Genomic DNA, 25,381 nt, shown 5'->3' with positions numbered 1-25,381 from the left:
TTGCAGACTGCCGGGATCAAAACCGGCCAAAGGCAAGAGGAAATAACATGGAAACCGCTGAGATGGTACTGCGTATGGTGCTGGTTGGGCTGGGGGCCACGTTGATCATGGACCTGTCAGCGTTGATTCAAGCACGGGTATTTGGCAGCGCATCGCTGGACTACAGGCTTGTCGGCCGTTGGCTGGGCCACATGCCCAAAGGACAGTTTCGCCACGCCTCGATTGTGGCTGCGCACCCTACCTGGCATGAAAGCCTGATTGGCTGGGGGTTCCATTACGTCACCGGCAGCGTCTTCGCGATGGTGCTTCTGGCATTCCAAGGGCAGGCCTGGCTCTGCAGCCCCTCGCTGATGCCCGCGTTGCTGACGGGCTTGATCAGCGTGCTTGCACCGTTCTGCATCATGCAGCCCGCCTTTGGTTTCGGCTTCGCCGCCGCCAAGACGCCGACACCGAACCGAGCCAGGCGCCGAAGCCTGCTTGCCCACCTCACGTTTGGCGCCGGGTTGTTTGTCGCGGGCTGGTTACTGATCCAACTCTTTCCCGCGTCGGTGTGCCTGAGGCAAGGATGACCGAGTCCGACTCCACTGATCCGCCACGTCCCCCATGGTCAAGGGCTCGCCACTCTTGATCCAGGCCATGAACGCCCGATCGAACTTGAATGACCCCCCGCACTCGCCGATCAGGAACTGGCGCACCTTCTGTGTATTCCTGTAATGCTTGTCCAGTGGGGTGGTGCGGGTGATGGGGCCGAAGTGCCAGTCGAAGGTCATTGCCATTCCTTGGGTGATGTAATGCGTTGCGGGTATGAGAAGCGTGACCCTTGTCTACCGGGAAAGATCGCAGCGCATTAGAACCATCCCGATGTCGGCCTTGTCGGTACTGAACGGGATTTCGCCGAGTGCCTCAAATCCGCAGTTTTCATAAAAGCGCTGTGCACTGGTATTGGACTTCAGCACATCCAACCAGATAGAGCCTTCCTTACGGTCTTTTGCGTACTGGTGGATAAGCTGCAAGAGTTGCTTTCCGTAGCCTTTGCCCGCCTGTGACTTGAGGAAGTAAATTTTCTGTAGCTCACTGCCAACCTGACCAGGCAGGGGCATAGGTTTGGACCAGTTGACCTTTGAAAAGCCTACGGCGTGATTGGTTTCGTCGAATGCGATAAGCCAGCAGTGATGGGCAGGCGACTCGATGGATTTCTGCATTTCGTGGGTCGAGAAGTCTTCGTTCAGGAAGTTCTGCATGCCCGTAGCGGTCCAGATTTCAGAGAAATGCTCTCGGTATGTCTTCATGCCGAGCTCCTGAAGGAGGGGGATTTCTTCTATGGTTGCTTCCCGAATGCTGATCACTGCTCTGCTCCTTGCCTGAATTGTCAGGACGCAGGTCCTGAATTTTTCACTCAACAGTTAAATACCGGTGCATAGCGCTCTTCGCGTTTCTTGAAGTGGATCGGCGCCATCGGCACTTTTTCACCGTTCACAAATATAGCCGGGAAGGTGAGGGTGAAATCATCCATATCGCCCTTGCCCAGGGCCGTGCCCTTGCGGCTGCTGCTGGATTGCTTCTTGGGGTCAAAGCCGGTTTTCAGCTGTTCGATACTGACTTGATAGGTCTCGCCTGTCGCCAGCGTAACAGTGACCAACGGCGAATCGGCGCTGACCCACAGCGGCGGGTCAGTTTGTTTGTAAGCCGCCCGGCGTTGATCCGGGGTGTCCAGGTTGCGCAGGCGTGGGGGGATGTAAAGCCGGCCAAACAGGCGCAGTTCGGTGTCGGTTGAACGCAGGTTGCCTGGCCAGCTGGATGTTCCGGGCGGTGCTACATAGACCAATACGTGCACCCAATCGAGTTCTTCCGAGAGCGGGGCGTAGCTCATTGCGGCTTTCGGGCCGGGGCAGGTACGTTCGAGTAACGCATGGGTGCCCACTGCCGATTGCGGATGCAGATACGGCCCGCTGCTGCATCCTGCGAGCAGCGCCAAGAGGGGGTAGAGGATGTATTGCTTCATTGGGGGCCAACTCCATTTGCTGTACGGGCGACTATGGCATTTCTGCGGTTGATTCTCATCAGCTCTGTGCAGCATTATTCTGGTGTTTTTCAGGATCGTCGGGCGCAAGTGAGCGGATACCGTCACCATTATCCAGGGATAAACCAATGAAGTACCTGAGCACCTTGAATGCCGCAATGGAACGCTTTCTGAGCCGGTTTACCCCCACGCAATTCCTGTGCGCCGCCATTGCGTTGACCGCGCTCAACTTCTTATTGGACTACACCGTTGCTTCGTACACCTCTATCTACCTGTCCATGCTCAGTGGTTGGCTGTTTGCCATGAGCTTTCTGAGGTTCCGGGCCCAGTGATGGCGCTGTTTGAGCCTTACCTGAGGCGCTGGGACCTGACCGTCGATGGCGATGCATTCGCCTCGCGCAATGGCAATCTACTGCCCGTTCGCCAGCGCGGCATACCGGCCATGCTCAAAATCTCCCAAGTGGCCGAGGAGCAAGCCGGCAGCTTGCTGATGGCCTGGTGGGACGGCGAAGGCGCAGCGCCGGTGCTGGCACAGGATACCGAGGCTTTGCTGATGGCGCGTGCGCTGGGACCGGCCTCGCTTGTACAGATGGTCAATGGTGGGCGGGATGAGGAGGCCACTCGCATCCTGTGTGGCGTAGTCGCGCGTTTGCATGCACCACGGGCCAAGCCAATTCCCGCCCTGGTTCCCCTGGCGCAGCGGTTCGAGGCACTAGAGTCCGGGGCGGCGAGGCACTGCGGCATCCTGGCACAGTGCGCAAGCACCGCACGCGAACTACTGGCGGCGCCTCAGGATGTCGTGGTCCTGCATGGCGATATCCATCATGGCAACGTGCTGGATTTTGCCGCGTCCGGCTGGCTGGCAATCGACCCCAAGGGCCTTTACGGCGAGCGGGGTTTTGATTATGCGAACCTCTTCTGCAACCCCGATGAAAACGCCCTGGCCCCGATTGCTTCGCGCGGCGGATCGAGGTTGTCGCCAGCGTGTCAGGTATCGAACGGCGCAGGCTCCTGCAATGGGGGCTCGCCTGGGCAGGGTTGTCGTTGACCTGGATGCTCGAAGACGGTGATGAGCCTGGAGTCACCCTCGGGGCAGCACAACTGGCCGCGTCGGCGCTTAGTCGGTGATGCTTGTTGCCGTTGCAGGCACTGTTTGGTTGCGGATAACAGAAAGGTAATCATCAAGCTACCTTGCTGACAGGGTCGGTTCGTTAATCTCAAGCCTGGAATGAGTGACTTGAGAGGTAAACCCGATGAACCTGTTGAAACTGAGTATTGCTGCATTGGCGTTGTCATTGTCTACGGTCGTGCTCGCCACGGGAGGCAGTGATCGTGCATTTGAGGCGTTGATGAGCGATAACCAGAAAGCCATGGAGGCTTACGCGTTAAAACATGGCAAGGACCGGCCAGTGGTCCAGGACTATCGCTACGGGATGAAACTGGACATCGCCAAGGTGGTCAGCGTGACCCCGCCGATCCGCTCCTGTGACATCGTACCGTCACGGATGACCTACGAAGACTCGAGCGGCAAGCTCAATACCATCGAATATAAAGTCATGGGGCTGTGCCGTAACAATGGCCGCTGAAAGGACGCCGCGGCGGGCCCTGCGCCGCAGGGGAGTAACGCACCGTCTGCTCAAGAAAATGGCCCCACGCGCCGGGTTTTTCTCATAGGGCAGTCCAGTTCAGCAAGCCAGCTCCCACATTGGATTTGTGGTGGGACCACAATTCTCTGCCCCAATGAGGTCCCCTGTGGGAGCGGGCTTGCCCGCGATGACGGTGTACCAATCACTATAGTGGGTGGCTGACCCGCCGCCATCGCAGGCAAGCCAGCTCCCACATTGGATTTGTGGTGGGACCACAGTTCTCTGTCCCTATGAGATCCCCCGTGGGATCAGTCAGTCAATCCGCGGATGCTGTTGTGCCAGGTTCTTGCGCTTGGCCTCCAGCTCGGCGATCTGCTCGTCGAGGTCTTCGATTTTCTGTTCGATATTGTCGTGGTGTTCCTGCAACAGCTCCCGAGCTTCTTCAATATCCGACGCCGCCGGCGCCGCGCCGCGCAGGGGTTTGTTGGCGGTTTCCTTCATGGTCAGGCCGGTGACCAGGCCCACCACGGCAATGACCATCAGGTAGTAGGCGGGCATATACAGGTCGTTGGTGCTTTCCACCAGCCAGGCCACGGCAGTCGGGGTCAGGCCGGCGATCAGCACCGAGATGTTGAATGCACTGGCCAGGGCGCTATAGCGGATATGGGTGGGGAACATCGCCGGCAGGGTGGACGCCATCACGCCGATAAAGAAGTTCAGCACCACTGCCAGTATCAGCAAGCCTGCAAAGATCAGCCCCAGCTTGCCGCTGTTGATCAGCATAAAGGCCGGAATCGCCAGGGCCAGCAGGCCGATGCTGCCAGCGATGATAAAGGGCCGGCGTCCGACCTTGTCGCTGATAAAGCCGATCAAGGGCTGCACGAACAGCATGCCCACCATGATTGCGATGATGATCAGCACGCCATGGTTTTCGCTGTAGTGCAGGTTGTGTGTCAGGTAGCTGGGCATGTAGGTGAGCAGCATGTAGTAGGTGACGTTGGTCACCGCCACCACGCCGACACAGGTCATCAGGCTGCGCCAGTGTTGGATGGCGATTTCCTTGAACGACACGCGGGGGCCGCGTGCCAGGCCTTCGCGGTCACCTTGTTCGAGCTTCTCGACATGCTGCTGGAAGGCCGGGGTTTCCTCCAGGGCGTGGCGCAGGTACAGGCCGATCATGCCCAGGGGCAGGGCGAGGAAGAACGGCAGGCGCCAGCCCCATTCCAGGAACTGTTCTTCACCCAGTACCGACGAGATCCCGACTACCACGCCGGCGCCGAGTACAAAACCGGCAATGGAGCCGAAGTCCAGCCAGCTGCCGAGAAAGCCGCGCTTGCGGTCGGGTGCGTATTCGGCGACGAAGATCGAGGCACCGGTATATTCCCCGCCCACCGAGAAACCCTGGGCCATTTTGGCCAACAGCAACAGGATCGGCGCCCAGATGCCTATCGAGGCATAGGACGGGATCAGGCCGATGGCAAAGGTACTGAGGGACATGATCACGATGGTGGCCGCGAGGACTTTTTGCCGCCCGTATTTATCCCCCAACGCACCGAAGAACAGCCCCCCCAGGGGACGGATCAGAAACGGCACGGAAAAGGTCGCCAACGCCGCGATCATCTGTACGCCAGGGTCGGCGCCGGGAAAGAACACCTTGCCCAGTACGAAGGCGACAAAGCCATACACGCCGAAGTCGAACCACTCCATGGCATTGCCCAGCGCCGCGGCGGTGATCGCCTTGCGCATCTTGGCGTCGTCGACAATGGTGATGTCTTTCAACCCGATAGGGCTGACACTTTTCTTGCGCGATTTCATACAGGTCACTCTGTTGCTGATCGGTGTCGATGCCATTGTTTTAATGGCATGGTCTATTGGGTCAGATACATGAGGACACTAAATAATTCATCGCTTTATGTTTTTTTCCTATTGCTCCTGCAAGGGGCTATCAGAACCGATCCAACCGATAGGCCGCCAATACGGGTAAATCCTGGGGCTGAGGCACATAAATCGGCGATACCCACTGCGCGATCAGCTCGGCAGTGACGGCCGCTTGCGTCAACCCCAAATGTTGATGCCCGAAAGCAAGCAACACTCTGCCGTCGCACACCCGGTCGATGATTGGCAGCGAGTCCGGCAACGACGGCCGAAAGCCCATCCACGGCGTGGCGTCCTCAGCGCTCAGTTCGTCACGCAACAGGCCGCGGCTGAGCCGGTGCAACTGCCAGGCGCGCTGCATGTTTGGCGGGCGGTCGAGGCCGGCGAATTCCACGGTGCCGGCCAGCCGTAGCCCATCGCTCATGGGCGTCATGATGAACTTGCGTTCCAGTGAGGTGACGGCGAAGGGCAGGCGATCTTGTTCATGGGGCAGCATCAGGTGATAACCGCGCTCGGTGTCCAGGGGCACCTTTTTGCCGGTCAGCGCCTGGGTGAGCCTGGCCGAGTGTGCGCCGCAGGCGATCACCACCTGGCGTGCGGCCAAGCGGCCCTGGTCGGTGATCAGTGCAACGCCCTGGTTCTGAAGCTGGCCGTCCTGGACCTGGCGCTTGAGAAAGGTCACGCCGCTGGCCTTGGCGGCCTCGACCAGTTCGCACACCACGCGATACGGATCGAGGAAATGCCCGGTGCGGGGAAAGAACAAGCCCCCCTGGATCCGCTCGCTCAATTGCGGTGCGGCCTGCTGCACGGCGTCGGCCGACCAGCAGTCCACCGGCACGTTCTGCTGGGTCATGCGCGCTTGCAAACCCTCAATTGCTTGCCGCGATTCGGCACGCTCGAACACCAGCAGCGAGCCGTCCTCGCGCATCAACTGGGGCCGGTCGATGTTCGCCAACAAGCGCTGCCAGGCGCCCAGGCTGCTTTCGTTGAGGGCACGGATACCTGCGACCGTGCGCTGGTAGGCGGCCGGGCGCAGGTTTAACAATAGCCGAGCAAACCAGGGCAGGGCACGGGGCAGGTATTTCCAGTCCAGGCGCAGCGGCCCCATGGGGTCCATGAGCATCGCGGGCAGGCGCATCAGGATCGACAGGTCGGCGATGGGGAACACCTGTTCGGTGGCCAAATGCCCGGCATTGCCGAACGAGGCGCCCATCCCCGGTTCCTGCTGGTCGATGACCACCACGCGCCGGCCCTGGTGCGCCAGTTGCAGCGCGCAGGCGACGCCGATGATGCCGGCGCCGACCACCGCGATGTCGATCTCGGGTTGACGATTGTCGAGCATGATCAGGCTTCTCTCTGGCCGTCGAGCAAGCGTCGCAGCCGCAGCGGATTGCCTTGTTTCAGTGCGTCGGGCAGCAGGCTGTCGGGGAAGTCCTGGTAGCACACCGGCCGCAGGAAACGCAGGATCGCGGCGGTGCCGACCGAGGTCGAGCGCGAGTCCGAGGTCGCGGGGAAGGGCCCGCCATGCACCATGGCATCACACACCTCGACCCCGGTCGGCCAGCCATTGACCAGCAGGCGGCCAGCCTTGCGCTCAAGGGCCGGCAGCAATGCCCGTGCCTGTTCAACATCGCCCTCATCCAGGTGCAGGGTGGCGGTCAACTGGCCTTCGAGGTGCTCAGTCACTTGGCGCATTTGCGCGTTGTCCGCGCACTGCACCAGGAGCGAGGCGGCTCCGAAGACTTCGGCCTGCAAATGCGGGTTGGTAAGGAAGTCTTGCGCGTGGGTAGTAAACAGCTGCGCCTGGCATTGGTTCGGCCCTTGCGCCTGCAACCCGCTGGCCAGGCAGTGGGCATGCTCAGCCAGTGCGCCGACGCCCGCCTCATAGGCCTGGAAGATGCCCGGTGTGAGCATGGTCTGCGCAGGGCTGCGTTGCAGCAAGTCGCTGGCGAGGCTGACAAACTGCTGCAGTTCCGGACCTTGAACCGCAATCACCAGGCCGGGGTTGGTGCAGAACTGCCCGGCGCCCTGGGTCAATGAGGCGACAAACCCTTGTGCCAGTGCTTCGCCGCGCGCCTTGAGGGCGCCCGCAAACAGGTACAGCGGGTTGATGGCGCTCATTTCCGCGTACACCGGAATGGGCTCCGGCCGTGTCTGGGCCGCCTGGCACAAGGCGATACCGCCACTTTGCGAGCCGGTGAATCCCACTGCCTTGATCCTTGGGTCGCTGACCAGGGCAATCCCCACTTCGCGTCCGGAACCGTACAGCAGGGAAAACACGCCCTCGGGCATACCACACTGCTTCACGGCACGGGCCAGCGCGCGGGCCACCAGTTCGCTGGTGCCGGGGTGGGCGCCGTGGGCCTTGACGATCACCGGGCAACCGGCGGCGAGGGCTGAAGCGGTATCACCGCCGGCCACCGAGAACGCCAGCGGGAAGTTACTGGCGCCGAATACGGCCACCGGGCCCAGCGGCACCTGGCGTTGGCGCAGGTCGGCACGGGGCAGGGGCTGGCGGCCTGGTTGGGCGCCATCGACCCGCACGTCCAGCCATTCGCCAGCGCGTACGGTGCGGGCGAAGGTGCGCAGTTGCTGGCAGGTGCGGCCCCGTTCGCCCTGAATCCGCGCGTGGGGCAAGCCGGTTTCGGCCACGGCACGCTCGATCAGTTCATCGCCGAGGGCTTCGATTTCGCTGGCGATGGTTTCGAGGAATTCAGCACGCGCCGCCAGGGATGTCTCGCGGTAGCTGTCGAAGGCTGACCACGCCAACGCGCACGCCTGGGCCACCTGCTCGGTGGAACTGCCGGGATAGGCCGGCTCCAGCGCAGCATCGGTGGCTGGGTTGATTGCACGGATGGCTGTGCGGGTGCCGGGAATGGAGTGCTGACCGATCAGCATATTGCCTGTCAGAGTCATGGCCTGTTCCTGAAAAAAGAAGGGACGCCGCTGTGTAGCAGCGGCGTACGAGCAGTCAGTCGACGTTCTGTTCTGCCGACCAGTTGGCGTACCACTGGCGGAACAGCGCGTACTGGTGCTCGGCATACCGGCGCTGGGCATCGCTGAGCACATCGCTGTCGTTGAAGTGCAGGCTGTATTCCAGGTCGCCATTGAGCACCATCAGGTGCTTGTAATAGAGCACCAGGTCGCAGCCTTCATCAAAGGACGACAGCACCGCCAGCGCCGCCTCCAGCTCCCGGGCCTGGCGCCGGGCCTTGGCATCGCCCTTGGCGGCCTTCTTACTCAGGGCCACCAGTTGCAGGACTTCCCGTGGCAGGGCGTTGCCGATGCCAGTGATCGCGCCGGTGGCGTTGCAGTTGACGAAACCGTGCACCACCTGGGTATCGACACCGACCATCAGGGTCACGTCATCGTCCTTGGAGGTGATGTGTTCGGCCGCATAGCGCAGGTCGGCGCCGCCGCCGAACTCCTTGAAGCCGATCAGGTTCGGGTACTCGCGGCGCAGTTCAAAGAACAGGTCGGCGCGTGTGGCGAAGCCGTAGTAGGGGCTGTTGTAGATCACCGACGGCAGGTTCGGTGCGGCGCTGAGGATCGCCGCGAAGTGGGCCTTTTGCGCAGTGGCCGAAGCGCCACGGGACAGCACCCGTGGGATGACCATCAAACCGTGGGCGCCGACCTTGGCGGCGTGGGCGGCATGGGATATTGCTTCACGGCTGTTGACCGCCCCGGTGCCGACAATGGTCGGGATGCCCGCAGCCACCAGGCGCGCCACGCCTTCCTGGCGCTGGGCTTCGGTGAGCAACGGCCAGTCGCCCATGGAGCCGCAATACACCACGGCGCTCATGCCGATGTCGATCAGTTCGCGGCCCTTGGCGACCAGGGCGTCGAAGTCCGGCTGACGCTCGGCGGTGCACGGGGTCATCAGGGCAGGGATGCAGCCGGTGAAAATGTTATCGCTCATGGTTCTATCTCCTTGGAAGGGTCTGTTGTAACGCTGCCGGGTGCTCAAATGCCCCAGGCGAAGGGGTCCTGTTCGTCGATCAGCAAGGTGCTGTCGGCGGTCATATAGGCGCGGCCGGTGATGAAGGGGCGGATGCGTTCGCCCTCCCATTCAAAACGGCCTTCGAATTGGCTGGCGGTGATGCTGGCTTGTACCCAGGGCTCACCGGCCTGAAGCTTTCCATCGGCGGCCAGGCACGCCAGCTTGGCGCTGGTACCCGTGCCGCAGGGCGAGCGGTCGTAGGCCTTGCCGGGGCACATGACGAAGTTGCGGCTGTCGGCCTGCTCGTCATCGGCGAACAGTTCGATATGGTCGATCAACGCGCCGTCTGCGCCATGGATGCCTTGGGCTTCGAGGGCCTTGAGCATGGCCCAGGTGAAGTCGGTAAGGACCTCGACATTGGCCATGTGCACATCCTGGCCGTGCTCGGACACCAGGAAAAACCAGTTGCCGCCCCAGGCAATATCGCCGTAGATCCGGCCATGCCCCGGTACATCCACGGGCACCTGCTGGCGATAGCGATAGGCGGGCACGTTGCGCAGGGTGACCGCGCCGTCCTCATGCAGGGTGGCGCTGACTTGGCCCACCGGCGTGTCGATGCTGTGCACCCCTGGCGCGATGCGGCCCAAGTAGTGCAACGAGGCAATCAGGCCGATGGTGCCGTGGCCACACATGCCGAGGTAGCCGGCGTTGTTGAAAAAAATCACCCCGCAGGTGGCCCCCGGCGAAACCGGCTCGCAGTACAGCGCGCCGACCAGTACATCGTTGCCACGGGGCTCCAGCAGGCACGCGCGGCGCCATGGGTCGTGCTCGGTGCGCAGGCTCTCGAGCTGCTCGGCGATGGTCTGGCCGGCCAGTTGCGGGAAGCCATTGATGATCAGGCGCGTCGGTTCGCCGCCGGTGTGGGAGTCAATCACATGCAGTCGTTTCATCCAGCTATTCCTTGGTGATTGGCCAATTACGCGTTCGCCGGGTGCATGCCGGTAGTGGGCAGCACGGCTTCGCTTTCGTCGTCTTCGTGTTCCAGTTCTACCAAGTGCGCCGGCACGCCGGTGGCCGCACCCCAGTAGTAGATGCCCATGGCGCAGGCGGCGACGACCAGGGTGTCGAAGGGATGGCTGAGCACGCCCAGGCCGCCGAAACTGCCGAGTTTCGACAGCACCATGGTCACGGTGTAGAAGCCGATCAGCCACGCGCTGGAGCGCACTTGCTGGGCGATGCTCAGGTGCTGGGTCGGCACCAGGCGGCGGCACAGCAGGTACACCACAAACATCACGATTTGCAGGCCCAGCAACCAGGACACGGTGTTCCAGCCCGACCAGTAGACGATCAGCGCGGCGATGATGAACGACAGCGGGCCCAGCACACTCATCCACTTGACCCGGAACGGGCGCGGCATGTCCGGCGCATTGCGTCGCAGCGCAGCCACGCACACCGGGGCCACGGCGTAGCTCAACACCAGGGCGGCGGACACCACATTGATCAGCGCCTCCCAGGACGGGAACGGCAGGGTCCAGAACACCGACAAGCCAAAGGTCAGCCACAACGCCGGGCGCGGGATGCCGGATTTCTCATCAATACGCGTGAAAATCTTGAAGAAGGTGCCGGTCTGCGCCCAGCCATAGATCACCCGTGGCGTGGCGTTCATATAGATATTGCCGCAGCCGCTGGGGGAGATCACCGCGTCGGCCACCACCAGGTAGGCCAGCCAGCCCACGCCCAGGGCCAGGGCGATATCGCGATAGGGCAGGGCCAGTTCCTTGCTGATGCCGGCCCAGCCATTGGCGAGCATTTCGGTGGGCACGCCGCCGAGGAAGGCCACTTGCAGCAGCACATAAATTGCCGTGGACAGCAGCACCGAAAGGATCAGGGCAATGGGAATGGTGCGTTGTGGGTTTTTCACTTCGCTGGCCACCGAGATGATCGGCGTCAGCCCCAGATAGGCAAAAATCACCCCGCCGGCGGACACCGCCATTTCAATCCCCGACAGGCCGAACGGCGCGAACCCCTGGGAGTGGAAGTTGGCCGGTTTGAAGAAGGTGAACAGCACGCCGATCACCAGCAGCGGCACGATGAACTTGAAAATGCTGACCAGGTTATTGGCGATGGCGAAGGTCTTGACGCTGCGGTAATTGAGCACGAAAAACAGGCAGAGCAGGCCGAACTGCACCAGCCAGCCGAGGGGGGTGGGGTCGCTGGAGCCAGCCTTGGTCAACTCGGGAAACCAGGCGGCGGCATATTGCCTTGCGGCAACCACTTCAATCGCCACCAGGCTGGAAAACGCGATCAGCGTGATAAAGCCCATCAGGTAGCCCAGCAGCGGGCCGTGGGAATACACCGGGTAGCGCACCACGCCCCCGGCACGGGGCAGGGCGGCGCCCAATTCGCAATACACAATGCCCAGCAACAGCACGGCAAAACCGCCGAGCAACCAGGAAAAAATCCCCGCGGGGCCGGCAATGGACGACACGTGACTGGCGGCAAACAACCAACCGGAACCGAAGATGGCTCCCAGGCCGATAAAGGTGAGGTCGATCAGAGACAGCTGTTTCTTGAACTTGCCTTGGGCTGACATAGCGGCGCCTTCTTGTGGGTTATTGGATAGGCATGCAGTGGCGCTACAGTGAACCCATCGGCGCGCTGGCGATTGATGTTTTGCGCGGCTATCAATGACGAATTCAGCACAATTGCCAGGTGGGCAACGGCACTCGACAGGGCCCCGGCCATCGGGCAATCTGCTGGCCCGGCGAGGCGATAAACGAGGCGGTGAGCGGCATGATGCACAACGCGTTTGCAACCCTGTGCCAGGGCGATGAGCAGCGCCCCCACAGCCTCGAACAGCTGCTGGCGGGCGTGGCCATGCTGTTGCCGATGCTCGACGTGATCCCCAATGCGACGATGTTTATCAAGGATGTGCAGGCGCGCTATGTCATGGCCAACCACACCCTGGTGCAGCGCTGTGGCTTGAAAGACCGGCGCCCGTTACTGGGCAAGACCAGCGCCGAAGTGTTCCCCGCGCAGTTGGGGCCGGGCTATACCGAACAGGATCGGCGCGTACTGGAACAGGGCCTGGTACTGGAGGACCAGCTGGAGTTGCACCTGTACGGCAGCCGTGAACCCGGTTGGTGCCTGACCCACAAATGGCCGTTGTATAACCGCGAGGGGGCGATCATCGGCTTGGCTGGGATTTCGGTCGACCTGCAATCCGCCAGCGAGACCCACCCGGCCTATCAGCGCCTGGCGGCGGTGGACGAACACATCCGCGCCCATTTCAACCAGCGCGTGACCCTCGGCGAACTGACACGCATCGCCGGCATCTCGGTGGCGCAACTGGAGCGTTACTGCAAGCGCGTATTCCACCTGACACCCCGGCAGATGATCCAGAAAGTGCGCCTGGAACATGCCCATCGCCTGTTGCACACCGAGTTGCCGATCACCGAAGTGGCCCTGCAATGCGGCTACACCGACCACAGTGCATTCACCCGCCAGTTCAAGGCGTTGACTGGCTTTACGCCGCGTCAGTATCGGCAGGCCACCAGCTAAGGAGTGGGCGCAAGTCCCTGTGACAGATGGCTTGCCAGCGATAGCGGTGGGTCAGCCAACATCAACCCCAGCAATGCCGCCGCCATCGCAGCCTCGCCGGGGCTCGACAGCTCCCACCTCGATCTTCAGGGTTTGGAAGATTGCGTTTCAGCTGCCATCGCAGGATGCATACGGTGCTCAATGTACTGAGGATCCTAGGTGGGAGCTGGCTTGCCTGCGATAGCGGCGGGTCAGCCAACATCAATCCCAGCAATGCCGCCGCCATCGCAGCCTCGCCGGGGCTCGACAGCTCCCACCTTGATCTTCAGGGTTTGGAAGATTGCATTTCACTACCACCGCAGGATGCACACGGTGCTCAATGTGCTGAAGATCCAAGGTGGGAGCTGGCTTGCCAGCGATAGCGGTGGGTCAGCCAACATCAACCCCAGCAATACCGCCGCCATCGCCGCCTCGCCGGGGCTCGACAGCTCCCACCTCGATCTTCAGGGGGTGGAGGATTGCATTTCACTGCCACCGCAGGATGCACACGGTGCTCAGTGTGCTGAAGATCCAAGGTGGGAGCTGGCTTGCCTGCGATAGCGGTGGGTCAGCCAACATCAATCCCAGCAATGCTGCCGCCATCGCAGCCTCGCTGGGGCTCGACAGCTCCCACCTCGATCTTCAAGGGGTGGAGGATTGCATTTCAGCTGCCACCGCAGGATGCATACGGTGCTCAATATGCTGAAGATCCAATGTGGGAGCTGGCTTGCCTGCGATAGCGGTAGTTCAGCCAACATCAACCCCCGCAATGCCGCCGCCATCGCAGCCTCGCCGGGGCTCGACAGCTCCCACCTCGATCTTCAGGGGATGGAGGATTGCATTTCAGCCACCTTGGATCTTCATTGCTGCAACTGAAGGACCTCACGCTTGAAAAAGCGCTTCTGCTCAAATGGAATCTCTTCGCGGTCGGCGTAGGGTGCGCTGTACCAGTTGCCGTAGGTGGGATTCGGCAGCAGGAACCAGCGCTGGCCGAACCAGCCTGTATAGGGCTCGACCGCCCGGTGTTGGGCGGCCAGGGTGTTGTGTTCGGCCTGGACGAAATCCCCCAGGGAATCCCCGACCATCAACAGCACCCGCGCCTGGCTGGCGACCCACTGGCGGCGGCAGTTTTTGCCGTAGCCGGCCTGTTCGCAATGGCCGGTCGGGGTGGCGGCCGCCAGTATTTGTTGGTTGCTGTCCACCGGGAAACCACGCAGGCGCAGGTTAGCGACCGTGGCCTGGACCTGGCTGTGTTCGCGGTTGGTCAGGTAATACACTTTGATCCCGCGTTGCTGCGCCGCCTGCACAAACGCCACGGCGCCGGGCAGGGCCTGGGCCTTGGCCTGGTCGACCCAGGTGTTCCAGCGATCATAGGAGTAGACCTGGTTGTTGATGATGTCCCGCGCGTTGAGTGGCACGTTGTCCAGCAGGGTTTCGTCGATATCGACGATCACCGCCGGCGGCAGGCCGCTGAGGTTGCGCGGGGCAAAGGGCAGGGCGTCCCAGTCCTTGCTGGCCAGGGCCACGTCGAGCTGGCGGGTGGCGTTGGCAAACACCTGGCGATAGATCAACTCATGCTCGATGGAGGTTTGGGTCCAGAGCACCGCATCCAGTTGGTCGTTGGCCGGTGGGTGCTGTTGGCAACCGACCAATAGTGAAGAGAACAGGCAGATGCTGGCGAAGGTGAGATTGCGCATGAAAGGCTCGGCCTCAAGAGTGAAGGGGCGCTCAGGGCCAGCACATTAGCCTAATCGACGAGGTTTGTGCGTGACCTGCGTATGATCCGCGGCTTCCAACCGCAGACCTCTTCAAGGATACGGCCCATGCGCCTGCGACAACCTCTGCTTGTTCTTTCCCCGCGCTGGCTCGGCTTGGGGGCTGCCCTGACGTTCAGCCACCTGGCCCAGGCCGATGAGGCGCTGCAGTTGGCGCCGCTGCAAGTCACCAGCACCGAACTGAGCGAAGGCGAAGCGGCCCAGGCGCAACTCAAGCAGGTACCCGGTGGGACCAACTACGTTGACATGGCCAGCGTCGAGCAGGGGCGGGTCAGCAGCAATGAAGACGTGCTCAAGTACCAGGCCGGCATCTATGCCAAGGCGGCGAATAACGAAGGGGTGAAAATCTCCATTCGCGGCTCGGGCATCAACCGTGGCCCCGGCAGCCATGCGTCCGGCCTGTATGAAACCATCGACGGCCTGCCACTCACCGGCCCCGGCGGCACGCCTTATGAACTCAAGGACCCGCTGTGGCTCAGCCGCGTCGAAGTGCTGCGCGGTGCCAACGGTTTCGACCGGGGCGCACTGGCCCTGGGCGGGGCGGTCAACTATGTCACCCGCACCGGCTACGATGCGCCCAAGTTGCGCGTGCGCTACGAGGCCGGCAGCCACGGGTATGCCCAGCGGGAAATCAGCTCCGGGCAAGTGCTGGGCGATGCCGACTATTACATCAGCCTGACCGACACTGACTACGATGGCTTCCAGCAACAAAGCGCCGGCAGTGGCAAGGGCGTGGCGGCCAACTTCGGCTACCGGTTCAACCCGGACCTGGAAACCCGCTTCTATTTGCGTTACCGCGAAACCGCCAACGACAGCCCCGGCAAACTCACGCGCCAGCAGATCGAGCACAGCCCGCGTGCGGCCAATGCGCTCAATTTGACGCGCGACTCCAAGCGCTTGCAGCCGGGTTCTACCTGGATCGCCAACAAGACCACGCTGCAGTTGGACGATAACTCCCGCATCGAAGCGGGGCTGGTGTACCACGACTACCCCATGGACCTGCGCGAAGGCACTAACCGGCTCAAGGTAGCGTATACCGATATCAGCGGCACCTTGAACTACATCCGTCAGGACACCCTGCTGGGACGCGACAGCAAGACCACGGTCGGCCTGCGCACCACCCAGGGCCTGCCCAATAACGGTGTGTCGGAGTACGTGCGGGTGCCTGCAGGTGCCACCGCCGGTTTTGCGCCGGGCACCAAGACCCGTGACTACAGCTACCTGGGGTCGGATACGGTGCTGCACGTGAGCAACGACCTGGAGCTGCTGCCCGATCTGTGGCTGACCACCGGGCTGGCGGCGATCTATACCCGTCGCGAAACCGAAGTCACCTATCCCGAGACCCATGCCCCCTTGAGCACTCATGCCTGGGACTATGCCCCGCGCGTGGGCCTGCGCTATGACTTCAACCCGCAATTGCAGGTGTATGGCAACCTGAGCCGCTCGGTGGAGCCGCCGCATGCCTGGTCGATGATCTGGGGTTCCAATAAGTTCTTTGCCAAAGATGTTAATAATCCGGCTTCCGGCTTGGCCCGCGAAGGCGTGGAACTGCAAAACCAGACCGCCACCACCCTGGAAGTGGGCGGACGCGGCGAAGCCTGGTTCGGCCAATGGGATCTGGCGCTGTATCACTCGCTGGTGCGCCATGAGTTGCTCAGCGTCGAGACCCAGGCGGCTACGCCCAACCTGTCGCAGGTGGTCGCCGAATCCAACGCCAGCCCGACCATTCACCAAGGCCTGGAACTGAGCCTCACCACCCCGTTGTGGGAGGGCGGCAACACTGGTCGCCTGGCCCTGCGCCAGGCCTACACCTACAGCAACTTCCACTACCGCGACGACCCGCGTTTTGGCGACAACACATTGCCCGGTATCCCCAAGCACTATTACCAGGCGCAGGTGCGCTACAGCCATCCCAGCGGCTTTTTCAGCAGCCTCAATGGCGAGTATTCCTCGCGGGTGGCGGTGGACTACGCCAACTCCTACTACGCGCGAGCCTATGGCTTATTGGGCGCCACCGTTGGCTATGACGCGCCGAAGCAGGACTGGCAAGCCTGGGTCGACCTGCGCAACCTGACCAACCAGCGCTATGCCAATACCGTGACCCCGGGCTATGACGACCATGGCAAGGATATGGCGCGCTCGACGCCGGGCGATGGCATGGGCGTGTATGCCGGGGTGTCCTGGAGCTTGCGCTAAGCAGGCCATTGCCGGCGAATCCCTCGCCATAAGTCGGGCCTCCTGCACCCGTGGGGGACAGCTGGTCTGGATGTGCCTGGGGTTCGTTGCCGAGCTCTTGCCCTGCCATCGTTTTACTGTCATCGTTTGCGCGATTGGTAATCTTTCTTGTTTGAGAAACTTTTGCGCATGCATGACTTTCCTGTGGCCGATTGTGATATAGCCCGCCGCCAGCAGACACTCACCGCGCTCTACAGCGACCACCATTCCTGGTTGCAGGGTTGGCTGCGCAAGAAACTCGGCTGTTCGCAGCATGCGGCGGACCTGGCCCAGGATGCATTTGTGCGGGTGTTGCTGCTGGCCGAGCCCCACAATATTCAGGAGCCTCGGGCATTTCTCGCGACCACTGCCGGGCGCTTGCTGATTGACGGTGCGCGGCGACGCAAGATCGAGAAAGCCTATATGCAAGCCCTGGCGATCCAGTACGAAGACGCTGGCATGCCCGATCCGGCGACCATTCATGTCGCGCTGCAGGCCCTGGAACGCATTGCGCTGATGCTCGCCGGCCTGCCGGACAAGGCCCGCGAAGCGTTTCTGCTCAGTCGCCTGGACGGCCTGACCTACAGTGAAATCGCGGCCCAGCTCCAGGTCTCCTCCAGCACAGTAAAAAACTACATCTCCAGCGCGCTGGTGCATTGCTACCAGACGCTGCATGGCGCGGATCCGCTTTGATGTCCGCCGAACAGATTGTCAGCGAGGCAGCGCAATGGTTGGCGCTGCTCAATGACGAGGAGGTCAGCGCCGCTGACCGCCAGGCATTTGAAGAGTGGTGTGAGGCTGACCCACGCCATCGGGTGGCTTTCGAGCGCATGGGGGCATTGTGGGGCAGCTTCGATGAATTGCCTGCCGAACCGGCACGCCTGGCATTGAATCAAGCCTTCATCCCACGCAAGCCCGGGTACGCTGTGCGCGGCGGGCAGGTCCTGGGGCTGTTGGGTGTGTTGGTGCTCGGCTGGGCGAGCGTCGAGCAACTGCCACTGTGGATGGCCGACCAACGTACCGGCGTCGGCGAACGGAGCCAGGTGGTCCTGGCCGATGGCAGCCAGGTGCAGCTCAACAGCAACTCGGCACTGGACGTGAAATTCGACGGCCAGCAGCGTGTAATCGAGTTGCTCAAGGGCGAGATGTGGGTCGAGGTGGCCAAGGATGCGCAGCGGCCATTTGTGGTGCGTACCGACCAGGGTACGGCGACCGCATTGGGCACGCGTTTCCTGGTCCAGCGCGCGGTGGATGGCTCGACCGTGGTCACGGTGATCGAATCAACGGTGGCCGCCAAAGGCAATCACAGCGAGGCGGTGAAGGTCATGGCAGGCCAGCGCGCGATCCTCAAGCAGGGCCACGCCCAGCCAGCGCAAGCGGTCGGCAGCGGCGACCCGGCGGCCTGGACCCGGGGCTTGCTCACGGTGGATGACCGGCCGTTGAGCGAGGTCCTGCAAACCCTGGCCAGCTATCGCCATGGCGTGGTGCGTTTTGATCCCCAGGCGTTGCAAGGCATGCGCGTGTCAGGGGTGTTCAAGCTCGATGACAGCGACGCAGCGCTGGCGACCCTGGCGGATAACCTGCCGATCAAAGTGGAGCATTTCACCGACCTGCTGGTGGTGATCAAACCCCTCTGATGTGCCTGAAGACACCTGTTCAAATAAAAACCGGTCTCATTCATACCCGATTTCCCGACATGGCCGTCATGGAATATAGAACCCTCTTTTCCAGGACCTCTCATGTCACGCTTTGCTCGTCCGTTGCACCCGCTGGCGCTGTCAGTGGCGATGGCTTTTGCCGCTGTGCCCCTGACCATTCACACCGCATGGGCTGATGAAAGTAGCCATTTCTCGATCCCTGCCGGTGACCTGAGCCAGGCCCTCAACGGCTTTGCCGAACAGGCCGGGCTGGTCCTGGCCTTTGATCCGGCCTTGACCCGCGGCAAGCGCAACAGCGGTTTGAACGGGCAGTTGAGCAGCGACGCGGCACTCGCCCAGTTGCTGGCGGGTAGCGGTTTGCGGGCCCAGGCGCTGTCTGCCCAGCGCTATCGCATCGAGCCGATCCCCCAGGCGGACGGCTCGGTGGAGTTGCAAGCCACCACCATCAGTGCTGCCGAGCAAAGTGAAAGCCCCATTGGCCCGGTGTCCGGCTATGTGGCCACGCGCAGCCTGTCTGGTACCAAGACCGACACCGCGCTGATCGAGACCCCGCAGTCGATCTCGGTGGTCACCAAAGACCAGATGCGCGCGCAGAATGCCGAGAGCCTCAACCAGATCCTGCGCTACAGCGCCGCGGTCGTCCCGGAAACCCGTGGCGCCACTGCCTCGCGCCTGGACCAGTTGACCATTCGCGGCTTCTCGCCGGTGACTTACCTCGACGGCCTGCGCGTGGCGTCGAGCCGCGATGCCTCGCCGCAAAAGGATGCCTTCGACCTGGAGCGCGTGGAGGTCCTGCGCGGCCCGGCCTCGGTGTTGTATGGCCAGGGCAGCCCCAGCGGCGTGATCAATATGGTCACCAAACGCCCGCTGGATACGCCTTTTCACGAAGTGGGCGTGGAGTACGGCACCTTCAACAAAAAGCGCACCACCTTCGATCTCAGCGGCCCGCTGGATGAGCAAGGGGTGTACTCCTACCGCGTCGCCGGCTTGTTCGATGATGCCGACGGCCAGGTCGAGCACACCGAGACCCGCCGCCAATCCCTGTCTTCGGCCTTCACCTGGCGCCCGAACGAGGACACCTCGCTGACCCTGCTCGGGCATTTCCAGAAGGATCCCAAGGGCGCTTCCTACGGTTCGATGCCGGCCTGGGGCTCGGTGTTGCATAGCCCGCTGGGGCGCAAGATTGATGTCGATTTCTACGACGGCGAGAAGAACTTCGAGAAGAGTGACCGCGCGCATTACTCCATCGGTTATGCCTTCGAGCATCACCTCGACGACGTCTGGACCGTGCGCCAGAACGCCCGCTATATGCGCAGCGAAGGGATCTACCGCAGTATCTACAGCAGCAACCTGCAGGCCGATTACCGCACCTTGAACCGCTCGACCATCGCCACCGATGTCGACATGGATGCCTACAACCTGGATAACCAGTTGCAGGGCAAGTTCGACACCGGCCCGGTGCAGCACACGCTGTTGATGGGGCTTGATTACCAGAACACCAGCGTCGATACCAAGGCCGGTTACGGCAAGGGACCGGACCTGGATATTTTCGATCCGGTATATGGCGCGCCAGTCACCACCCCGGCATTTTCCAGCGACGCCACCCAGCGCAGCGAGCAGACTGGCGTGTACCTGCAGGAGCAGGCGAAGTGGGATAAGTGGGTGCTGTTGATGGGCGGTCGTTATGACTGGGCCAGCACGGATAACAGCTCATTGAGTTTGACCGACGGCAAGAAAACCAAATCCTCCCTGGACAGCAAAGCCTTCACCGGTCGTCTGGGGGTGGTCTACCTCTTCGATAACGGCCTGGCGCCATACGCCAGCTATTCCGAATCCTTCTCCCCGCAATCGGGCACCGGCTACGGTGGTTCGGTGTTCAAGCCCACCGAAGGCAAACAGTACGAAATCGGCATCAAGTACCAGCCGCCGGGCAGCAACAGCTTTATCACCGCGGCCATCTTCGACCTGCGCCAGAACAACGTACCGACCATGGACCCGGACCCAACTCACTTGTGCGGCAATGGTCGCTGCCAGGTCCAGGACGGTGAAGTGCGCTCCCGTGGCTTTGAACTCGAAGGCAAGGCCAGCCTCAACGACAACCTGGATATCACGGCGGCCTATGCCTACCTCGATAACCGCATCAGCAAATCCAACAGCACCGTGCGCTATGCGCCGATCACCGACATTGGCGTCGGCCCGGCCGTGCCGACCCAGGGCACCACGACCTATGCTGTGCCGCGCCACACCGCCTCGGTGTGGGCCGACTACACCTTGCATGACGGTAACCTCAAGGGCTTCGGCGTGGGCGCAGGCGCGCGGTATGTCGGCTCGTCCTGGGGCGATACCGCCAACACCCTGAAGGTTCCGGGCTACACCTTGTTCGATGCGTCGGTGCACTACGACATCCCGCACATCAATACCCAGGGCGACAACCTGCGCCTGGCGCTGAACGCCACCAACCTGGCGGATAAAGAGTACGTGGCGTCCTGCTATTCGTACTCGTGGTGCTGGTACGGCTCGCAACGGACGGTGCAGGCCAGTGCGACGTATCAGTGGTAAACGCCGAGAGTTGATGAGGTTTTTTCCTACAACGGCCTTTTACCCAGGCCGTTGACTCTCTATTATCCGCCCCCAGCACCTCCGGCCATGGAGACGCTCCATCAACTAAGGAAGTCGTAATGCACATTGGAAAAATGCTGGGGTTGGCCCTAATGATGTTGGCAGTGAGTGGCTGCGCCAGCTTCACCAAGGACGAAGTCGCGCCAGTCACCCTGCCATCGAAGGCGAGCTTCGCCAACAAGCCGAACGTTTACGTCGACTTTGATTTCTATCAAGGCGAACCGACCAACGCTGCCGCTGCCGAAGTCCCCCAGGCGCGGGATATGCTGCGTCCGCAGCTGCAAAAAATCCTCACCGATTCCGGCCTGTTCGGTCGCGTGACCCTGGATGAGTTCCAGAAGCAGCCAGGCGATTACAGCCTGCGGCTGAAGGTCTACAACCATCCGCCAGGGGGCGGTCAGATGGTACTGGCGTTTATCAGCGGCTTCACCTTCACCATTATTCCGGCGTTGGGTACCGACCAGTACACCATGAGCCTGGAAGCCCTGGACCCACAAGGCCAGGCGCTTAGCAAAGGCAGCAACCACGATGCGATCAACACCTGGTTGGGTATCTGGTTTATCCCGATGATGGCCTACACGCCAAAAGAAGCGGTGACCGATACTTTCACGCGCCAGGTCAATGCGTTGCTCAAGCAGATGGTCGAGAGCAATAACCTGAAGTACTCGGCACTGGATGGCGGTGTACCGCGGGCCTGATGCGGCCTGCAAAAAAGGGAGCCGGCTGACGGGCTAATACCCGTTAGTTAAGGACGAACACTGTCTCTGTGGCGAGCGGGTTCTACTTAACTAACGGGTATTACCCGGCTGACCGGCTTCCTTTTTTTACCTGGTTTTTTACTTGAGTGCCTGGATGAACAGCGGGTCGCTGTACAAGGCTTTGAGCAAGTCACGCACCAGCGGGTTATAGGCATTCGCCGCATTCGGAATCGCAATGGGGCCGAAGAATGAACTGGACCACACGCTGGTCACTTCCTTGGTGGCGTCGTACACCACTGCATCGTTCTTGAACAGGGTGAAGCGCGCGGCCAGCGTGCCGTGGCCTGAGCCTACGCCCGCCGTCAGCTCGTTCTTCACCAGCAGCACGTCAAGGCGGCGTGGCGCGCTTTGATTAAGCAGGCCGGCCAGGGACAGTTCCTGGGTAAGTGCCGCCTGCACATGGGCGGGGATACTGCCGGCGGGCGAACTGATCGGATTGGCCCGAACCATCAACGAACCCTGGCCCGAGGCAGCAGTGACCTTGGCCTGGCTGACGGGCTGCAGCGGTGGCGTCTGCTTGAGGCGCTGGACGTTGTCGAAATTGGGCTCGTATTGCGTCATGGTCACGCCGCAACCTTGCAGCAGCAGGACTAACAACGGGGCTAACAACAGAAACTTCTTCACGGCATTTCCTTGCGTGAGGGGAATAGTGGCGCGCGATTATGGTCAGCCGCGGGTAGGGCGGCAACCATGGCGGGGAGGGCAGGTGGCCGAGAAGGCATTTTAATGGCCCCCAACTGGCCGATGTTTCGCCAAAATCACTTTTATTTTCAGGTGGTTAGGTGGGGTGCCAATGCGCAACGTAAAAATCACGCTGATTGCCTTGGCCCTGGCGAGCGGGGCGACGGCGGCCCAGGGCAAGACGCTGCGCGAAGGGGATCGGTACATGTGCAGTTGGGGCGCGGGCACGGCGGCCAGGGCCCAGGAGCTGAAGTTGGCCGGTGTTTCGCTGTATGCCGCGCGGCAGAAAATCCAGCGGTACAAGTTCGACAAGTCCTGGATGCGCATGATGGCCATGGGGATCACCGAGCAGACCTATGACAGCCCCTCGCGGCTCAAACCGACGGCTGTTCGTTCGAGCTTTTATGAAGAGTGCGTGCGCTACAAACTGGCGCGTAAATAGACATGCTACATACTCGGTTATTAACCTGATAGTTATTAGGGTTTTAACCCGGCAAGTTTGGAAGTTGCACCAAAAAGTGGCACGAAAGATATCGCGAACCCTGAAAAATGTGTGGTTATTGAATGACTTAGCGCTGTTTCAATCCGACGAAAGGCTAATAATCAACTTGTTACAGGTTGTCTCGATGGTTATTATGGCCGGGCGTTCACCTCCCACGGTTTATGCATTTTTAAATCCCAAGTTTCCATCAGCTACTTGGGATTTTTTTTGTCCGCGATTTGACCTTCATACCTGCCTGGCAGATAAACGTCCGTGGTTTTTCTGGCGCCAGTGCACCAACGCTTTCGCAGAAAAGTGTGGGGTAGCTAACACTTTCGTAGGATTGCCTACACGCGTTGCACAACCTGATCTACCCTGCATGGATCACGTCCATCGCGTCATGTGTGAGCAAGGGTGCCCAGGATGATTCCGATCGCTGAGTTGAGCCGCATCATGGCGTCCGGTTTCGTCCCGCTGTCGTGCGATTGTAGTGTCAACCCCCAGGGTTTCTTGACCATCCGAGTCTTCGAACCGGAGTCCGGTCGCGTCGAGCTGCTGTTGACCGGCGTGTCGCCCCAGGGTCTGGACAGCATCCGTGCCATCTCCAACCTGATTGGCGAACTGCGCACCGAACTCAAGGCCGGGCGCCGTGGGTTTGCGGCATTCGGCTAGGCGTCAGAGCCGGCGCAGAAACGAGCGGACAATGCGCTTGGTGGCGTCGGTGGTGTCCAGTTGCTCCAGGGCACTATAGGCATGCCACTGGCAGTCGGTGATTTCATTGCAGGGCCGGGCCTGGTCGATGTTCACCACCGAGGCTTCAAACACGTGATGCAGCGTGTCACTGGCCTTCAACTCCTGCAGATACAGCAAACCATCCACGTTCAGCCCGGTTTCCTCTTGCAGTTCCCGCTCGGCCGCGCCGACTGGGCGCTCATCGCGCTCGACCTTGCCACCGGGCAATGCCCATTTCGACCTGGCCTTGCGCACGAACAGAATGTGCCCCTCATGTTCGCAAATCACCGTTGCGCGTATTTTCATCGTCTGTGCCCCCGCAAGATGATCGTCATAAAAGTGCAATGCAATTGTCATGCTGGGTCTTTATGGGCGGAGGCTGGAGACCGCGAAGGAAAACGCTGATACTGCCCGACTGAAAAAGTACCGATGAAGGAAAGTCATATGAGCACCATCCGCTGGGGCATGATCGGTTGTGGCAGTGTTACTGAAATCAAGAGTGGACCCGCTTTCTACAAAGCGCCAGGCTCGGCCCTGGTGGCCGTGATGGGGCGCCGTGAGGAAGCCGTGCGCGATTATGCGGCACGCCATGGGATTGCCCGGTTTTACACAGATGCCCAGGCGCTGATTGATGACCCCGAAGTGGATGCGGTGTACATCGCTACGCCCCCCGACAGCCACCTGGAATACAGCCTGCTGGTGGCGGCGGCGGGCAAGCATTGTTGTGTCGAAAAGCCGATGGCGCTGAATGCCGAGCAGAGCGCCTTGATGCAGCGCACCTTCGAGCGGGCCGGGCTGCATCTGTTTGTTTCCTATTACCGCCGCTCCCTGCCGCGCTTCCAGCAGGTGCGTGCCTGGCTGCAAGAGGGGCGCATCGGCGAGTTGCGGCAGCTGAACTGGACATTGTGCAAGCCGCCATCGCCCACGGACACCAACGCGAGCAATTGGCGCACCGATCCGGCGATTGCCGGCGGTGGTTATTTTGCCGACCTCGCCAGCCATGGCTTCGACCTGTTCCAGTACCTGGCAGGGGATATTGTCGAGGTCACGGGTTATACCGCGCGCCAGGCCGGGCGCTATGCGGCGGAAGATGCGGTCACCGCCTGCTGGAGCTTCAGCTCGGGCGCGCTGGGGATGGGCTGCTGGAACTTTGTGGCTGACCGACGCGAGGATCGGGTCGAGTTGATCGGCAGCACAGGGCGCATCAGTTTTTCCGTGTTCGACGAGCAACCGTTGCAACTTGCAGCCGAGGTCAGCGAAACCCTGCATATTGCCCATCACCCCCATATCCAGTGGCACCACGTGCTGGGCATGAACGCGCATATTCGCGGCGAGAGTGTGCACCCGGCACTGGCGATCGAGGCCCTGAAGACCGACCGCATCATGGATCGGGTGTTGCAGCGCAAGCCCTGACGCCGCCCACCCTTGTCGGAGCCGGCAAGGTGTTGGTCTGACTGGCGGCT

The 25,381-nt window shown here is 61.5% G+C and carries 25 protein-coding genes and 1 pseudogene; 14 read left to right on the top strand and 12 right to left on the bottom strand.

The features are described from left to right. The first annotated feature begins 47 nt into the window (after positions 1 to 47). Entirely contained in the window at positions 48 to 569 is a 522-nt protein-coding gene (locus PSFL_RS10870) for a DUF2938 domain-containing protein (RefSeq protein WP_169990000.1), read from the top strand. Here PSFL_RS10870 and PSFL_RS10865 read toward each other — a convergent pair. From PSFL_RS10865 to PSFL_RS10855, 3 genes are read right to left on the bottom strand one after another with little or no spacing between them, the layout of a single operon-like run. After that, positions 522 to 770 (bottom strand): DUF6434 domain-containing protein, encoded by a 249-nt coding sequence (locus tag PSFL_RS10865; RefSeq protein ID WP_397469997.1) that lies wholly within the window; start codon positions 768 to 770, stop codon positions 522 to 524. The genes PSFL_RS10870 and PSFL_RS10865 overlap by 48 nt on opposite strands. Before the next feature lie 54 nt (positions 771 to 824). Continuing rightward, positions 825 to 1,346, bottom strand: a complete 522-nt coding sequence (locus PSFL_RS10860; protein WP_397469996.1) for a GNAT family N-acetyltransferase — start codon at positions 1,344 to 1,346, stop codon at positions 825 to 827. 50 nt (positions 1,347 to 1,396) lie between these two features. Further along, positions 1,397 to 2,002 (bottom strand): hypothetical protein, encoded by a 606-nt coding sequence (locus PSFL_RS10855; protein WP_057441011.1) that lies wholly within the window; start codon positions 2,000 to 2,002, stop codon positions 1,397 to 1,399. Positions 2,003 to 2,148: 146 nt separating this feature from the next. Between PSFL_RS10855 and PSFL_RS10850 the strand changes: the two genes are divergently transcribed. From PSFL_RS10850 to PSFL_RS10840, 3 genes and pseudogenes are all read left to right on the top strand, one after another. After that, the gene (locus PSFL_RS10850; protein WP_057441010.1) at positions 2,149 to 2,352 is read left to right on the top strand and encodes a hypothetical protein; all 204 of its coding nucleotides are present in this window, start codon (positions 2,149 to 2,151) and stop codon (positions 2,350 to 2,352) included. Beyond that, positions 2,352 to 3,148 (top strand): annotated as a pseudogene (locus PSFL_RS10845) (aminoglycoside phosphotransferase family protein). The gene PSFL_RS10850 and the pseudogene PSFL_RS10845 overlap by 1 nt, the downstream one beginning before the upstream one ends. Positions 3,149 to 3,273: 125 nt before the next feature. Next, positions 3,274 to 3,606 (top strand): DUF2790 domain-containing protein, encoded by a 333-nt coding sequence (locus PSFL_RS10840; protein WP_057959910.1) that lies wholly within the window; start codon positions 3,274 to 3,276, stop codon positions 3,604 to 3,606. 312 nt (positions 3,607 to 3,918) lie between these two features. On the opposite strand, the gene proP is transcribed toward PSFL_RS10840, so the two are convergent. The 6 genes from proP to PSFL_RS10810 all read right to left on the bottom strand — a co-directional run bounded on the left by proP (position 3,919) and on the right by PSFL_RS10810 (position 12,014). Next, complete coding sequence (proP, locus tag PSFL_RS10835; protein WP_115128467.1) at positions 3,919 to 5,421, bottom strand: glycine betaine/L-proline transporter ProP; 1,503 nt, start codon at positions 5,419 to 5,421, stop codon at positions 3,919 to 3,921. A 130-nt stretch (positions 5,422 to 5,551) separates the two neighbouring features. Continuing rightward, a complete protein-coding gene (locus PSFL_RS10830) occupies positions 5,552 to 6,823 on the bottom strand; it encodes an FAD-binding oxidoreductase (RefSeq protein WP_115128466.1) in 1,272 nt (423 codons plus the stop codon). Between the two features lie 2 nt (positions 6,824 to 6,825). Continuing rightward, positions 6,826 to 8,397: an aldehyde dehydrogenase (NADP(+)) gene (locus tag PSFL_RS10825; RefSeq protein WP_115128465.1), complete on the bottom strand. Its 1,572-nt coding sequence runs from the start codon at positions 8,395 to 8,397 to the stop codon at positions 6,826 to 6,828. A gap of 55 nt (positions 8,398 to 8,452) precedes the next feature. Further along, positions 8,453 to 9,400 (bottom strand): dihydrodipicolinate synthase family protein, encoded by a 948-nt coding sequence (locus PSFL_RS10820; protein WP_057441006.1) that lies wholly within the window; start codon positions 9,398 to 9,400, stop codon positions 8,453 to 8,455. Between the two features lie 44 nt (positions 9,401 to 9,444). After that, a complete protein-coding gene (locus PSFL_RS10815; protein ID WP_057441004.1) occupies positions 9,445 to 10,371 on the bottom strand; it encodes a 4-hydroxyproline epimerase in 927 nt (308 codons plus the stop codon). A gap of 26 nt (positions 10,372 to 10,397) precedes the next feature. After that, positions 10,398 to 12,014: an APC family permease gene (locus tag PSFL_RS10810; RefSeq protein ID WP_115128464.1), complete on the bottom strand. Its 1,617-nt coding sequence runs from the start codon at positions 12,012 to 12,014 to the stop codon at positions 10,398 to 10,400. Positions 12,015 to 12,214: 200 nt separating this feature from the next. On the opposite strand from PSFL_RS10810, the gene PSFL_RS10805 reads away from it, so the two are divergent. Beyond that, the gene (locus tag PSFL_RS10805) at positions 12,215 to 12,982 is read left to right on the top strand and encodes an AraC family transcriptional regulator (RefSeq protein WP_170044262.1); all 768 of its coding nucleotides are present in this window, start codon (positions 12,215 to 12,217) and stop codon (positions 12,980 to 12,982) included. Between the two features lie 717 nt (positions 12,983 to 13,699). Then, positions 13,700 to 13,876: a hypothetical protein gene (locus PSFL_RS10800; protein ID WP_181818266.1), complete on the top strand. Its 177-nt coding sequence runs from the start codon at positions 13,700 to 13,702 to the stop codon at positions 13,874 to 13,876. Here PSFL_RS10800 and PSFL_RS10795 read toward each other — a convergent pair. Next, a complete protein-coding gene (locus PSFL_RS10795) occupies positions 13,861 to 14,697 on the bottom strand; it encodes a 5'-nucleotidase, lipoprotein e(P4) family (protein WP_115128462.1) in 837 nt (278 codons plus the stop codon). The two genes, PSFL_RS10800 and PSFL_RS10795, sit on opposite strands and share 16 nt — an antisense overlap. A gap of 126 nt (positions 14,698 to 14,823) precedes the next feature. On the opposite strand from PSFL_RS10795, the gene PSFL_RS10790 reads away from it, so the two are divergent. The 5 genes from PSFL_RS10790 (at position 14,824) to PSFL_RS10770 (ending at position 21,964) form a co-directional block, all read left to right on the top strand. After that, on the top strand, positions 14,824 to 16,971 hold the full coding sequence (locus PSFL_RS10790; protein WP_397469995.1) for a TonB-dependent receptor family protein: 2,148 nt from the start codon (positions 14,824 to 14,826) through the stop codon (positions 16,969 to 16,971). A 168-nt stretch (positions 16,972 to 17,139) separates the two neighbouring features. Next, a complete protein-coding gene (locus tag PSFL_RS10785) occupies positions 17,140 to 17,682 on the top strand; it encodes a sigma-70 family RNA polymerase sigma factor (protein ID WP_057959224.1) in 543 nt (180 codons plus the stop codon). Continuing rightward, positions 17,682 to 18,626 (top strand): FecR family protein, encoded by a 945-nt coding sequence (locus PSFL_RS10780; RefSeq protein ID WP_170044260.1) that lies wholly within the window; start codon positions 17,682 to 17,684, stop codon positions 18,624 to 18,626. Before PSFL_RS10785 ends, PSFL_RS10780 begins: the two co-directional genes overlap by 1 nt. A gap of 102 nt (positions 18,627 to 18,728) precedes the next feature. Beyond that, positions 18,729 to 21,206: a TonB-dependent siderophore receptor gene (locus PSFL_RS10775; protein WP_115128459.1), complete on the top strand. Its 2,478-nt coding sequence runs from the start codon at positions 18,729 to 18,731 to the stop codon at positions 21,204 to 21,206. 119 nt (positions 21,207 to 21,325) lie between these two features. Then, on the top strand, positions 21,326 to 21,964 hold the full coding sequence (locus PSFL_RS10770; RefSeq protein WP_099170904.1) for a hypothetical protein: 639 nt from the start codon (positions 21,326 to 21,328) through the stop codon (positions 21,962 to 21,964). A 138-nt stretch (positions 21,965 to 22,102) separates the two neighbouring features. Here the strand turns inward: PSFL_RS10770 and PSFL_RS10765 are convergent, their stop codons facing one another. Next, on the bottom strand, positions 22,103 to 22,648 hold the full coding sequence (locus PSFL_RS10765) for a hypothetical protein (protein WP_115128457.1): 546 nt from the start codon (positions 22,646 to 22,648) through the stop codon (positions 22,103 to 22,105). A 169-nt stretch (positions 22,649 to 22,817) separates the two neighbouring features. Between PSFL_RS10765 and PSFL_RS10760 the strand changes: the two genes are divergently transcribed. Then, positions 22,818 to 23,147, top strand: a complete 330-nt coding sequence (locus PSFL_RS10760; RefSeq protein WP_115128456.1) for a hypothetical protein — start codon at positions 22,818 to 22,820, stop codon at positions 23,145 to 23,147. A 462-nt stretch (positions 23,148 to 23,609) separates the two neighbouring features. Continuing rightward, positions 23,610 to 23,858 (top strand): DUF1652 domain-containing protein, encoded by a 249-nt coding sequence (locus PSFL_RS10755; protein ID WP_057440802.1) that lies wholly within the window; start codon positions 23,610 to 23,612, stop codon positions 23,856 to 23,858. 3 nt (positions 23,859 to 23,861) lie between these two features. Here the strand turns inward: PSFL_RS10755 and PSFL_RS10750 are convergent, their stop codons facing one another. Further along, positions 23,862 to 24,224: an NUDIX hydrolase gene (locus PSFL_RS10750; protein ID WP_057440804.1), complete on the bottom strand. Its 363-nt coding sequence runs from the start codon at positions 24,222 to 24,224 to the stop codon at positions 23,862 to 23,864. A gap of 138 nt (positions 24,225 to 24,362) precedes the next feature. Here PSFL_RS10750 and PSFL_RS10745 point away from each other — a divergent pair, with 138 nt between their 5' ends. Next, on the top strand, positions 24,363 to 25,331 hold the full coding sequence (locus PSFL_RS10745; RefSeq protein WP_057440806.1) for a Gfo/Idh/MocA family protein: 969 nt from the start codon (positions 24,363 to 24,365) through the stop codon (positions 25,329 to 25,331). Positions 25,332 to 25,381 lie beyond the last annotated feature (50 nt).

Source organism: Pseudomonas sp. DD1, assembly GCF_044510355.1.
In the GTDB taxonomy this organism is placed as follows: domain Bacteria; phylum Pseudomonadota; class Gammaproteobacteria; order Pseudomonadales; family Pseudomonadaceae; genus Aquipseudomonas; species Aquipseudomonas shahriarae.
This window is presented reverse-complemented; position numbering and strand designations above follow the sequence as displayed.